The 13,384-nt window shown below is 31.1% G+C and carries 11 protein-coding genes and 1 pseudogene; 11 read left to right on the forward strand and 1 reads right to left on the reverse strand.

Features of this window, described 5'->3' with window-relative positions; all coding sequences use genetic code 11:
* From hppD to ACTG3S_RS12590, 10 genes are all read left to right on the forward strand, one after another.
* On the forward strand, window positions 1-563 hold a 563-nt coding region (gene hppD, locus ACTG3S_RS12545; protein WP_439129688.1), incomplete at its 5' end, for a 4-hydroxyphenylpyruvate dioxygenase.
* A gap of 123 nt (window positions 564-686) precedes the next feature.
* Window positions 687-1,604: a tryptophan 2,3-dioxygenase family protein gene (locus ACTG3S_RS12550; RefSeq protein ID WP_439129689.1), complete on the forward strand. Its 918-nt coding sequence runs from the start codon at window positions 687-689 to the stop codon at window positions 1,602-1,604.
* Window positions 1,605-1,707: 103 nt separating this feature from the next.
* Window positions 1,708-2,472, forward strand: coding sequence for a DUF3108 domain-containing protein (locus tag ACTG3S_RS12555; protein WP_439129690.1), 765 nt, complete (start codon window positions 1,708-1,710; stop codon window positions 2,470-2,472).
* Window positions 2,473-2,596: 124 nt separating this feature from the next.
* Window positions 2,597-3,877 (forward strand): peptidoglycan DD-metalloendopeptidase family protein, encoded by a 1,281-nt coding sequence (locus ACTG3S_RS12560; RefSeq protein WP_439129691.1) that lies wholly within the window; start codon window positions 2,597-2,599, stop codon window positions 3,875-3,877.
* Between the two features lie 4 nt (window positions 3,878-3,881).
* The gene (pgi, locus tag ACTG3S_RS12565) at window positions 3,882-5,450 is read left to right on the forward strand and encodes a glucose-6-phosphate isomerase (RefSeq protein ID WP_439129692.1); all 1,569 of its coding nucleotides are present in this window, start codon (window positions 3,882-3,884) and stop codon (window positions 5,448-5,450) included.
* Between the two features lie 216 nt (window positions 5,451-5,666).
* Window positions 5,667-8,204: a TonB-dependent receptor gene (locus ACTG3S_RS12570; RefSeq protein ID WP_439129693.1), complete on the forward strand. Its 2,538-nt coding sequence runs from the start codon at window positions 5,667-5,669 to the stop codon at window positions 8,202-8,204.
* 12 nt (window positions 8,205-8,216) lie between these two features.
* The gene (locus tag ACTG3S_RS12575) at window positions 8,217-9,881 is read left to right on the forward strand and encodes a hypothetical protein (RefSeq protein WP_439129694.1); all 1,665 of its coding nucleotides are present in this window, start codon (window positions 8,217-8,219) and stop codon (window positions 9,879-9,881) included.
* A gap of 99 nt (window positions 9,882-9,980) precedes the next feature.
* A complete protein-coding gene (locus ACTG3S_RS12580; protein WP_439129695.1) occupies window positions 9,981-10,403 on the forward strand; it encodes a hypothetical protein in 423 nt (140 codons plus the stop codon).
* 9 nt (window positions 10,404-10,412) lie between these two features.
* On the forward strand, window positions 10,413-11,141 hold the full coding sequence (locus ACTG3S_RS12585; RefSeq protein ID WP_439129696.1) for a lysophospholipid acyltransferase family protein: 729 nt from the start codon (window positions 10,413-10,415) through the stop codon (window positions 11,139-11,141).
* Window positions 11,142-11,145: 4 nt separating this feature from the next.
* Window positions 11,146-12,126, forward strand: a complete 981-nt coding sequence (locus tag ACTG3S_RS12590; protein WP_439129697.1) for an acyl-ACP desaturase — start codon at window positions 11,146-11,148, stop codon at window positions 12,124-12,126.
* A 58-nt stretch (window positions 12,127-12,184) separates the two neighbouring features.
* Here ACTG3S_RS12590 and ACTG3S_RS12595 read toward each other — a convergent pair whose 3' ends face one another.
* Window positions 12,185-12,964 (reverse strand): amidohydrolase, encoded by a 780-nt coding sequence (locus ACTG3S_RS12595; protein ID WP_439129698.1) that lies wholly within the window; start codon window positions 12,962-12,964, stop codon window positions 12,185-12,187.
* 79 nt (window positions 12,965-13,043) lie between these two features.
* On the opposite strand from ACTG3S_RS12595, the pseudogene ACTG3S_RS12600 reads away from it, so the two are divergent.
* Window positions 13,044-13,384: pseudogene (locus tag ACTG3S_RS12600) on the forward strand (PD-(D/E)XK nuclease family protein); the annotation flags it as partial.

The following is a 13,384-nucleotide window of genomic DNA, read 5'->3' on the forward strand; positions in this document are numbered from 1 at the left end:
GGGTAAAATGGTATGAAGATGTTATGGGTTTCGAAAACTTTTTATCCTTTGATGATAAGCAAATTCATACAGAATATTCAGCATTAATGAGTAAAGTAATGTCTAATGGAAATGGAAGGATTAAGTTCCCAATTAACGAGCCAGCAGAAGGTAAAAAACGTTCTCAAATAGAGGAATACCTTGATTTTTACGAAGGTGCAGGTGTGCAACATATCGCAGTTGCTACAGATGATATTGTTGCTACAGTAACACAATTACGTTTAAATGGAGTGGAGTTTTTATCTACACCCCCAGAAGAATATTACAAAGCTGTTCCTGGACGTTTAGAAGAATTTAGCCATGAATTAAGAGAAGATATTGAAAGCTTAAAAGCTTTAGGTATTATGATAGATGCTGATGAAGAAGGCTACTTGTTACAAATATTTACAAAACCAGTTGAAGACAGACCTACGTTATTTTTCGAAATCATTCAAAGAATGGGCGCCAAAGGTTTTGGAGCAGGTAACTTTAAAGCCTTATTTGAATCGATAGAAAGAGAACAACAAAAAAGAGGGACTTTATAGCAAGGGTTCTAAAATTTTTGTTGAAATAAATTTTTATAGACCCTTCAGGTTTTAAAAACCTGAAGGGTCTCCTTTGTTTGTTTGTCAGAAAACTATTTTATCTTTGTTTTACAATCAACAAAAATGAAAAGAGAAGAAATTTTAAAAGCTATAGAAGAAAAGTATGAGAAACTAGGCGTTCCTGTAGATGCCATGTTAGAAGGTTTATTGCACAGTACTCCTATTACTTATTGGGATTATATTCAAACAGATGCATTGTTAGGTTTGCAAACACCTAGAACAAATCAACCAGATGAAATGGTGTTTATCATGTATCATCAAGTAAATGAATTGTTGTTTAAAATGATTCTTTGGGAAATTGAGCAAGTAGCAAAAACAACAGAAACAACTGCGGATAAATTTTCGATGCATTTAGGCAGAGTGAGTAGATATTTTGATATGTTATGTAGCTCATTTACGGTGATGACAGATGGAATGGAACGCGAACAATATCTCAAATTTAGAAATACTTTAACACCTGCAAGTGGCTTTCAATCAGCACAATATCGTAAAATCGAATTTGCCTCTACAGAACTCATCAATTTAATTGATGCACGATACAGAGATACAATTGATAGAAATTCCTCTTTTAAAAATGCCTATAACCATTTGTATTGGCAAGCCGCAGGAAAAAATTATACAACTGGACAAAAATCCACATTATTAAATCTTTTTGAAAAAAAATACATAGGTGATTTTATCGACTTTATGGAGGATTATAATGATATCAATTTATCTTTAAAATTTAAACAATTACCCAAAGAAGTTCAAGAAAATGAAGATTTAATCAAGGCAATGCGTCATTACGATTATACTGTAAACGTAAAGTGGGTAATGGCACATTACAATGCAGCTGCAAAATATATTGGTGGTAAAGATTCTGATTTAGAAGCAACTGGTGGTAGTAATTGGCGTAAATATATGCATCCTAAATACCAGCGTAGAATTTTCTATCCCTATTTATGGTCAGAAGAAGAATTAAAAAATTGGGGCACCTTCTAAAAAAACAGAAAATGTTAAAAAGCGGCTTGCAACTATTTTGTAAACTACTTTTTTCTTTTTTGGAATGGTAATTGTCAATACTTTTTTATAAGTTTGAAGAACTATGAAAAATAAATTTTTATTTACTACTCTTTTTTTAATTTCATTTGCAGTTTTATCACAAGAAGAAAAACAGGCTTTTAAAGGTGGAGAATGGCTGCGTTATAAAATGAGCTACAGTGGTTTTTTAAGAGCTGGTACCGCTATTTTAGAAGTAGAAGAAACAGATTTAAATGGTAAAAAAGTATTTCATACAAAAGGTTCTGGTTGGACATCTGGTATGATTAAATGGTTTTTTAAAGTAGACGATTTATACGAAAGCTATTTTGATAAAAATAAAGTTGCACCTTATTTGTTTAAAAGAAAAATAAATGAAGGCGGCTATAAAAAACACACCATAACTACCTTTAACAAACCGTCTAATACTGCTTATGTTCAAGATTTTATCAAACAAAAAGATACTACAATTTCTATATTGGAAGTGCAAGACATGCTTTCTGCATTTTATTATTTAAGAAATCAAGATGTAAAAAACATGGAAAAAGGTGATGAAATAGCAATAGATATTTTTATGGATGCTCAGATTTATCCTTTCAAACTTCGTTTTTTAGGTAAAGAGGTGTTAGATACAAAATTTGGTGATGTAAATACCTTAATATTTAGACCCTTGGTGCAGTCTGGTAGGGTTTTTAAAGCCCAAGAAAGTGTTACTATTTGGATTACAGATGATGCAAATAAAATTCCAATTAAAATGAGTGCGTCATTATCTGTAGGGTCTCTTAGAGCAGAATTAGAGGCTTATAAAGGGCTTGCTAATGACTTTAAATAGAGTACTATAGAATTTGCTAAAATTATTAAAACTTTAACGAAACCGTTATCGGAACTTCCTAAAATAGAGTTCAAATAAATCAATTTTATTTGTATTTTTGAGCGTTCATCTAAATCGCTCTCAATTGTTAAAAAAAACAACCTATATTTTACTGTTATTCGTCTTTTTTTACGCTTGTAAAAGTGAAGAAAAAAAGGAATTAGAACCTATAAAACCAGTAAAACCAAAACCTGTATATAAATTTGGTTATAAATTAGACGATTACAAAGTAATTTTAGACACGATTAAAAGTGGCGAAAGTTTTGGTGAAATTATGGATAGGCACCATGTAACATATCCAAAAATTAACCAAATAGCTGGTAGCATAAAAGAAGTTTTTGATGTTAGAAGAGTAAGAGCAGGTAAACCTTACATGATTTTATCCAGCAAAGATTCTCTAGAAAAAGCCAAGGTTTTTATTTATAAAAACGATAAAATTAAAGCTACAGTTGTAGACTTTAAAGATTCTATAATACAAGCTTATACATACTTACAGCCTATAAAAACAAAAGAAAGAATTGTAGAGGGTAAAATAAATTCAAACCTTTCTAACACGATGGATAGTTTGCATTTATCACCAAATCTAACTTGGGCTGTTGCAGATATTTATGCATGGACCTTAGACTTTTACAAACTTCAAAAAGGAGATTCTTTTAAATTAGTTTTCGAAGAAAAATTTATAAACGATTCATTATTTGCTGGCTATGGAAACATAAAGTCAGCCGTTTTTAATCATAAAGGAAAAGATTTATATGCTTTTCGTTTTGTAGCAGATTCTATAAAAGGAATTCCAGAATATTATGACGAAAATGGAAATATGTTGCGTAGTCAATTTTTAAAAGCGCCTATAAAATTTCAATACAGAATATCTTCAAGATATAATTTAAGAAGAAGAATTGCCTATTACGGAAACCGCATAAAACCTCATAGAGGAACAGATTTTGCAGCCAATATAGGTACCCCAATTATTGCAACAGCAAGTGGTACAGTAACAGAGTCTGCAAGAAGAGGTGGTAATGGTAATTATGTAAAAATAAAACATAATGGTACCTATTCTACTCAATATTTACATATGAAAAGAAGAAAAGTAAAGCGTGGAGATTATGTAAAACAAGGGCAAGTTATCGGTACTGTGGGTATGACAGGGAATACAGGTGGTCCTCATGTATGTTATCGTTTTTGGAAAAACGGCAGACAAGTAGATCCATTAAGTCCGAAAACCAAATTACCAGAAGCAGAACCCTTAAAGAAAAGTTTAATTGCAGAGTTTTTAAACTTTATTGCGCCTTTAAAATATCAATTAGATCACAATCAATTACAAATAGAAGAACCTCCTGTTATTACAGAAGAAATTGCACAAAATTAAAAAAATGGCATTACAAAATATCAACCCAACCCAAACAGTAGCCTGGAAAAAACTAACAGATCACTTTAATAAAAATAAAGATATTTCTATTAAAGATTTGTACAAAAAACCTAATAGACAAGAAGATTTTTCTATAGAATTTAACGATTTGTTGGTAGATTTTTCTAAAAATAAAATTACACAAGAAACCATAGATTTACTGGTAGAGCTAGCCAATGAGGTGGGTTTAAAAGATGCAATAGAAAAGCAATTTACTGGAGAAGTTATTAATGTTACAGAAGGTAGAGAAGTATTGCATACAGCATTAAGAAGCACATCTGAAGAACCTGTTTTAGTAAACGGAAAAAATATAAAGCCACAAATACAAACTACTTTAAGAAAAATTAGAAGTTTTAGTAATAAAGTAATTTCTGGTAAATGGAAAGGGTATACAGGTAAACCTATAACAGATGTTGTAAATATTGGTATTGGTGGTTCAGATTTGGGGCCAGATATGGTAGTAGAATCGCTACAATACTATAAAAATCAATTAACAACACATTTTGTATCTAATATAGATGGAGATCATGTTTCTGAAATTATTAAGAAATTAAATCCAGAAACCACCCTTTTTGTAATCGTATCCAAAACCTTTACAACACAAGAAACCATTACCAATGCAGAAACCATTAAAAACTGGTTTTTAAAATCGGCCACTATTTTTGATATTCCAAAACATTTTGTAGCTGTTTCTACAAACTTAGAAGCTGTAGATAGTTTTGGTATCGACAAAGCAAATGTTTTTCCAATGTGGAACTGGGTTGGAGGTCGTTTTTCATTATGGTCAGCAGTAGGTTTATCAATCTCTTTATCTGTTGGTTTTGATAACTACAAAGCCCTTTTAGCAGGTGCAGAAGAAATGGATAATCATTTTAGAAACACCAATTTTGATGAAAATATACCTGTAATTTTAGCACTTCTTAGTATTTGGTATAATAATTTTTATGGTGCAGAAACAGAAGCTGTTTTACCATACTCACAGTATTTAAAAAAATTACCAGATTATTTACAGCAAGCTATTATGGAGAGTAATGGTAAAGGTGTAGATAGAAATGGCAATAAAATAGATTACCAAACAGGAACCATAGTTTGGGGTAGTACAGGTACCAACATGCAACACGCTTTTATGCAATTAGTGCATCAAGGTACAAAATTAATACCTGCAGATTTTATTGGTTATAAAGAATCGTTATACGGTTTAACGGATCATCACAAAAAATTAATGGCTAATTATTATGGACAAATGGAAGCTTTGGCATTTGGTAAAACCAAAGAAGAAGTTCATTTAGAGCTAAAATTTTCTGGTGATGAAGCTAAAATAAATCAATTACTTCCTTTTAAGGTTTTTGAAGGTAACAGACCTAGTAATGCTATTCTTTTTGATAAACTTACACCGAAATCTTTGGGTAAATTGATTGCCTTGTATGAGCATAAAATTTATACACAAGGAATTTTATGGAATATATATAGTTACGATCAATTTGGTGTTGAGCTAGGAAAAGAATTGGCGAAAAAATTATTGAATAATCAGTAAAAATCAGTTTGTTTAAATAATAATTTAAAGTATTTACTATTACTTAGTGTTTTGTTAATAAATCTGTTAATATATAAGTTTCTGATATTCAATTACAAAACAAAACTTATGTATCTTTCATTATCTTAATTTCTTGTTAAATCTTAACATTAAGTTAACACGTTAAAGCTGTAAAAGAAAGAATTTTGCAGAACAATTCAAATATAAAATTAAATAATGAAAAATTTTAAAAACTTATTATTTGTAGCCCTGTTTTTTGTAACAGCTACAGTTTTAGGACAAACTAAAATTACTGGTAAAGTGTTAGATCAATCTAACCAACCTTTACCTGGAGCAAGTGTTTTAGTAAAAGGAACAAGTAATGGTACATCAACAGATTTTGACGGAAAATTTTCCTTAAATTCTAAAACCAGTTCAGGAACACTTGTAGTTTCTTTTATTGGGTACCAAACTAAAGAAGTTGCTTTTTCTAGCACTAACAACAGTTTCAATGTCCAATTACTAGAAGATGCTAGTGCATTAGATGAAATTGTAATTGTTTCTAATTCATTTGCAATAGACAGAAAAACTCCTGTTGCAGTTTCTACTGTAAAAGCTGCAGAAATTGAATTAAAATTAGGAACTCAAGAATTTCCAGAAATTTTAAAATCAACTCCTGGTGTATATGCTACAAAAGCAGGTGGTGGTTATGGAGATGGACGTATCAATTTACGTGGTTTTAACTCAGAAAACGTTGCTGTAATGATCAACGGAGTACCAGTAAATGATATGGAAAATGGACGTGTATACTGGTCTAACTGGGCAGGTTTAGGAGATGTAACTTCTGCAATGCAAGTTCAAAGAGGTTTAGGTGCGTCTAAAGTAGCTGTACCTTCTATTGGTGGTACAATAAATATTTTAACAAACACTTCTGATGTTGAAGAAGGTGGTAACTTTGGTTATGCTTTAGCTAACGATGGTTATCAAAAATATGGTTTAACCTACTCAACAGGACTAATGGATAATGGTGTAGCTGTTTCTATTTCTGCAGCACACACTTCTGGAGAAGGTTATGTAGATGGTACTCCTTTTACAGGTTTTAACTATTTCATAAATGTTACAAAAGAATTTAATGATGAGCACAAATTGTCTTTTACAGCTTTTGGTGCAAAACAAAGACATGGTCAAAGACAAAATAGACACAGAATAGCTACTTTTAGAGCTAGTGAAAGAGGTAGAAAATACAACTCAGACTGGGGTTATAAAAATGGACAGTTAACAAATTCAGAAGATAACTTTTACCACAAACCACAAATTTCTTTAAACCATTATTGGAATGTAAGTGATAGAACATTTATCTCTACAGCAGCCTATGTTTCTTTCGGAGACGGAGGTGGAGGTGGTTTCACAGGTGTTAACAAATTTAGATTTGACGATCCAAACTACAGAATAGGTAACTTTGGTACTATTGATTTCGATAAAATCGTAGATGAAAATATTGCTTTAGGTACAAATGGTTCTGAGTCAATTTTAAGAGCTTCAAGAAATAACCATAATTGGTACGGTGTTTTATCTACATTAAAAACAGAGTTAAACGATAACTTAACATTTTTAACAGGTTTAGATTATAGAGGTTATAAAGGAATTCACTACACAGAATTAACAGATCTTTTAGGAGGTCAGTACTTTGCAGATGATAGCGATATAAACAACCCAACTAAACTTGCACAAGTTGGTGATAAAATATCTTACGATAATGATGGTTTAGTTGGATGGTTAGGTGGTTTTGCACAAATAGAATATGCTAAAGATAATATTTCTGCTTTTCTTTCTGCAAACTTATCTACTACATCTTATCAAAGAGTAGATAGATTTAATTATTTAGACTCAGATCCAGGACAAACATCAGAAAAATTTAGTTTTACTGGTTATGGTTCAAAGGGTGGTTTAAACTACAATATAGATGATAATCATGGTGTATTTGGTAACATTGGTTATTTTGAAAGAGCTCCTTTCTTTAATGCAGTATTTGTAGACTTTAATAGTAATACAAATACAAACGAAGATGCTCCAAATCAAAAAATTACAAGTTACGAATTAGGGTATACGTACAGAAGTGCGAAATTAACCGGTAATGTTAACATATACAGGACTAACTGGAATGATAGAACAGAAACTATCGGCTTCCAACAACCAGACGGTACTAGAGCAACAGCTAACGTATTAGGTGTAAACGCAATACACCAAGGTATAGAAGTAGACTTTGTTTATAGAGCAACAGATAGGTTAAGATTAACAGGTATGGCTTCTTTAGGAGACTGGAGATGGGCTAATGATATTGAAGATGTACAAATTTTTGATGATCAAAACAACTTAGTAGAAACTGTAGATTTATTTATTAAAGATGTACATGTTGGTGATGCTGCACAAACTACGTTTGCTTTAGGTGTAAATTACGATTTAACTCCAGAAACTATTTTTACATTAGATTATAACCATTTTGCAGATTTATATGCAGACTATGATCCAAGTGACAGAGGTACTCCAGGTCCAGATGCATGGAAAGTGCCTTCTTATAACACTTTTGATACTGCTTTAAGACACAGATTTAAATTTGGCAACTTCGATACTTCAATCATTGCAAGACTAAATAATATCTTTGATACTACTTACATTGCAGATGCACAAGATGGTAGAGATTCTAATGCTGCTACAGCAAATGTGTACTACGGTTTTGGTAGAACATTTAGTGTTGGTGCAAAAATTAACTTTTAAAAAATTATAATAATGAAAAAAATATTTTATTTATTCGCAATTACAGCGTTGGTATTTACTTCATGTAATCCCTTAGAGGATATCAATCAAGAAGTAGATGCTTTAACAGCCAATGATAGACTTGTAGACGATTTAGTGCTAACGTTAACAGATGATGATTATGACGCATTAGGTTTAAGTTTTGGTAACTTTAGTTCTGTAGATGATGCTAAAGAAGCTTTACCAGGGTTTTTAGCAGAAAATTATCCTCAATTAGGTGTAACATACAATGCAGATGGTTCAATAGCAACATCTTCATCAGCATTAATTACCTATAAATTATTTAGCCCAATTAAATTTGAAAGCTATACAGTTACAGATGCAGATTATACTGCTATTGGATTAACTAGTTTAAATGATGCTGGAGATTATAATGACTTTTTCGATTATAAATTTCCAAGCGAAGCAAAAGGAACTGTAGTAGATTTAACCTACAAAACAAATCCAACAATACAAAATTATACATTAAATGATGATGATTATGATTTAGTTGGCAATGGTCGTTTTGATAATTTTGATATCAGAGCAGGTAGAGCTGAAGAAGACATTGAAGTTAGAAGACAAAAAATTCAAACCATTCTTTTAAACAATTTTCCAGAAGCAGATTTTGGTACAAAGTATAATGTTACTTACGAAGTGTTTGATGGTTCTAGCGCAGATTTAGAAATGTTAGTTCAGTTAGAAGAAAATCCAACAGATCCAGCAAAAACTACAAACTATACATTAGTAGATGCAGATTATGCATTAACTGGTAACGGTCAATTCAACAACTTTGACATTAGATCAGGTGGTCCAGAAGAAGATATTGAAACTAGAAGAGCAAAAATTGAAACAATTTTATTAAATAATTTTCCGAATGCTCAAAATGGAGATTTTTATGTGGTAACTTATGATACTTTTGCAGGTGGTTCTAGTAGACCAGTGTTAAAAATGACACTACAGTTTGATGGAACTAATTACAATATTTTTGATGTTAAAGTTTATGCATTTTACACATTTGAGTTGGTTACAAATACAATGAGATTTACGTTAACTGACGAATGGGCAGCTCCAATTACTTTTACAAGAGATGAGTATACATTAATGGGACAACGTTTTCCTAATTTTGATGACAGAGATGAAGCTGAATACAAAATTGGAATTTATTTAGAAACGTTATATCCATTTGCATCACCAGATGATTTTGTAGCTGTACAGTATGATTATTTTAGCTCTGGGTCAGTTAGTCAAAGAAATATAAACTTTGTTTTTGACGGCACTGTTTGGAATGCAATACCAACAGTTGTAGACACACAGTTACAGTTGGGACATGATGGTACAAAATGGGTACCAGATAATACCATTAAATATACATTAACAGCAGCAGATATTGCATATATTTCTAATGAATTTATTACAAAATATCCTGGACCTGCAGATAATTTTGGTTTCTTTGGTAGTTTTGATTTAAGAGAAAGTAGTTCTAATTACTGGACTGAAGATATGATTTTAGAAGCGCTAAATGCTTTACTTAATAATATCGATCCTACAGCAGAAGAAGGTCAAAAATATGCAGTAACATATGTTATTTATGACGGAGCAACAGGAGAGAACACTACGAATCTTATTAAAACTGGTGGGGTTTTTGTAAAACAATAATCGTAACACCATAAATATTTTTAAAAACCACCTTGAAAAAGGTGGTTTTTTTATGCATAAAAATTAGTAACTTTGTAAGAAGTAAAATAAACTATTATTATGAAAGAAGTACATTCTTATTGGGCATACTTGGTATTAATAATCCTAATATTTGCAGTAATAAATGCAATAATTGGGCTTACCCAAAAAAAACAATTTACAGACAAAGATTTAAGAATTGGTTTATTTACGCTAATTGTATCTCATATTCAATTATTAATTGGTTTGGCTTGGTACTTTATGTCTCCTTGGTTCGATTTGTTAACCTCTGATGCAAGCGCAGTAATGAAAGATAAATCAGTTAGACTTTTAGCAGTAGAACACCCAATAACAATGATTTTAGCAATTGTATTCATAACAATAGGCTGGTCTAAACACAAAAAAAAGACAGAAGATGTTGCAAAGTTTAAAAGTTTTGTTATCTTTTATGGTATAGGTTTGGTTTTAATACTATCTAGAATTCCTTGGAGTAACTGGTTATAAAAATAAAATATGAAGATTCTAAGTTATATATTATCACCAATCTTTGTATTGGTGTTTTTTTTATTTCTAATTATATTTCATCCATTACAATGGTTGAGTTTAAACTTATTTGGGCACAATGCACACGCAAAAGTTGTAGATGCTTTAAATTTTTTCTTGGTAAAATCTATGTTAATTATTGGCGTACCTGTTCGTTTAAAAAACAAGCATAAAATTCCAGAAAATAGTACAGTAATATTTGTTTCTAATCATCAATCTACGTTTGATATACCGCCAATAGGATGGTTTTTTAGAAAACAATACCCAAAATTTGTAGCTAAAATAGAGTTGGGCAAAGGCATACCAAGTGTATCATACAATTTAAAAAATGGAGGTGCAGCACTTATCAACAGAAAAGACCCAAAACAAGCCATATCAGAATTGGTAAACTTTTCTAAAAGAATTAAAGAAAATAATTGGGGAGCCATTATTTTTCCAGAAGGCACAAGAAGTAGAAACGGACAACCCAAAAAATTTGCAACAAATGGCTTAAAAGTCATTACAAAATACAATAAAGACGGTTATATTGTACCTTTAACTATTAATAACTCTTGGAAAGTTTTTAAATACGGTAAATTTCCATTAGGTATTGGTAGCCCAATAATCATTACAACACACGAGCCTATACCCATAAACTCATTACCTTTTGATGAGTTATTAGAAAAAACAGAAAACGTAATTAAAGAATATATAAAATAAATTTATGTCTATAAAAAATGTACGAATTGAAGTGATGCTAAATCTTGAAAAAAAGATGCAGACTTTCGTTGATAAATATTTAATAACGCCAGAAAAAGTATGGCAACCTACAGATTTTTTACCAAACTCTCAAAAAGATACTTTTATCACAGAAGTAGAAGAAATTAGAGAACTTTCTAAAGAGTTGCACGACGATTTTTGGGTAGTTTTAGTTGGAGATACCATTACAGAAGAAGCTTTACCAACCTACGAATCTTGGTTACTAGATTTAGATGGTGTTTCTCAAGACCCAGATAATTCTTGGGCAAAATGGGTAAGAACTTGGACAGCAGAAGAAAACAGGCATGGAGATGTTTTAAACAAATACTTGTATTTATCGGGTAGAGTAAACATGCGAGAAGTAGAAATTTCTACCCAGCATTTAATAGCAGATGGTTTTGATATTGGTACCTCAACAGACCCTTATAAAAACTTTGTATACACTACTTTTCAAGAATTAGCAACCTATATTTCTCATAATAACGTAGCAAAAATTGCTCGTAAAAAAGGGCATAAAGCCTTAGCAAAAATGTCTAAAATTATTGCTGGTGACGAAATGCGTCATCACCAAGCATACGCACACTTTGTAAAAGAAATATTTAAAATAGACCCAAGTGAAATGATGTTGGCTTTCCAACACATGATGAAATACAAAATAGTAATGCCTGCAATGCATTTAAGAGAATCTTTTGGTACAAAAGGTAGTTTATTTGATGATTTTTCTACGGTAGCACAAAGAGTAGGCGTTTACACAGGTTTCGATTATGTAGATATTTTAAAGAAACTAAATACCATGTGGGAAATAGATAAAATTACGAATCTTACCCCAGAAGCAGAAAAAGCAAGAGATTATCTAATGAAACTGCCAGAGAGAATGTACAGAATTACAGAACGTATTTCTGTGCCAGACACAAAGTTTCAGTTCAAATGGATGTTGCCTGCTTAAAAAAAGCTGTTTAATCGTGTAATTGTTGAAGCATTTATACAAATAACCAATTACACGATTAAACAATATTAAAAGAGTCTCTATCATTTAAAAAACCCAATTTATCTCGAGCTTTTTCTTGCTTATCTTTATACAAAGTTGCGCTTATAATACCAATTTCATTTTTGGCTAATGAAGATACTTCTTCACCTAAATAATCTATTGCCAAAGAGTTTCCAGAATAAACATAATCATTGGCATCTTTACCTGTTCTATTTACACCAATTGTGTAGCTCATATTTTCAATAGCACGAGCTTTTAAGAGTGTTTCCCAAGCTTTTATTCTGGTAATTGGCCAATTTGCCATATAAATTAAAACGTCGTAATTATTGGTGTTTCTTGCCCATACAGGGAATCGTAAATCGTAACAAATTAATGGGCAAATTTTCCAACCTTTATAGTTAACAATGATTTTTTTTGTACCAGCTGTATATTTTTTATGCTCTCCAGCCAAGGTAAAAGTGTGCCTTTTATCATAGGTTTCTATTTCTCTAGAAGGATGTACAAAAACAAACCGATTGTAAAAGTGACCATTCTCTGAAATTACCAAGCTGCCACAAATCGCAATTTGTTTGTCATTGGCTATTTGTTGCATCCAAGAAACCGAAAAACCATTCATTTCTTCTGCAACTTTTTTGGGCTGCATTGTAAAGCCTGTAGCAAACATTTCTGGTAACACAACAAGATCAACATCCGTTTTTAAATGGTTGATTGAATCCTTAAAAAAAGCAATATTTTTTTTGGGGTTTTCCCAAACCAAATCTGCCTGAATACCCACTATTTTTAATTCGTTTTTCACTAAAATTTATTTTAAAGATATAACTGTATAAAAGTAAGTTTTTGTAATTTAGAAAATCTAATTGAATATAAAAAATTCTATGCAAACCTTTATCTCAGAAACTTTAGATAGCATTTTAAAAGATACAAAGTCTTTTAATGATGTGGTTTTTATTTTGCCATCACAAAGGGCAAAGATTTTTTTAAAGCAAACGTTAAAAGATAAAATTGCAGTTGGGTTTTTACCAGAAACTTTAAATATAGAGCAATTTATTCAGCAAATTTCTGGTATACATAAAGCAGACAGTATTCAATTATTATTTCATTTTTACACCATTTATAAAGATTTAGAAAAAACACCAGATGCTTTTGATACGTTTGCATCTTGGGCGTTTACTGTATTGCAAGATTTTAATGAAATAGATCAACATTTAATAGACAC

The organism is Polaribacter sp., assembly GCF_965656025.1.
Taxonomy (GTDB): domain Bacteria; phylum Bacteroidota; class Bacteroidia; order Flavobacteriales; family Flavobacteriaceae; genus Polaribacter.

Bases quoted from the DNA above. Each gene is read 5' to 3' on its own strand.
- pgi (WP_439129692.1), top strand. From the start codon at position 3,882: ATGGCATTACAAAATATCAACCCAACCCAAACAGTAGCCTGGAAAAAA.
- ACTG3S_RS12575 (WP_439129694.1), top strand. From the start codon at position 8,217: ATGAAAAAAATATTTTATTTATTCGCAATTACAGCGTTGGTATTTACT.
- ACTG3S_RS12590 (WP_439129697.1), top strand. From the start codon at position 11,146: ATGTCTATAAAAAATGTACGAATTGAAGTGATGCTAAATCTTGAAAAA.
- ACTG3S_RS12555 (WP_439129690.1), top strand. From the start codon at position 1,708: ATGAAAAATAAATTTTTATTTACTACTCTTTTTTTAATTTCATTTGCA.
- ACTG3S_RS12585 (WP_439129696.1), top strand. From the start codon at position 10,413: ATGAAGATTCTAAGTTATATATTATCACCAATCTTTGTATTGGTGTTT.
- ACTG3S_RS12550 (WP_439129689.1), top strand. From the start codon at position 687: ATGAAAAGAGAAGAAATTTTAAAAGCTATAGAAGAAAAGTATGAGAAA.
- ACTG3S_RS12570 (WP_439129693.1), top strand. From the start codon at position 5,667: ATGAAAAATTTTAAAAACTTATTATTTGTAGCCCTGTTTTTTGTAACA.
- ACTG3S_RS12580 (WP_439129695.1), top strand. From the start codon at position 9,981: ATGAAAGAAGTACATTCTTATTGGGCATACTTGGTATTAATAATCCTA.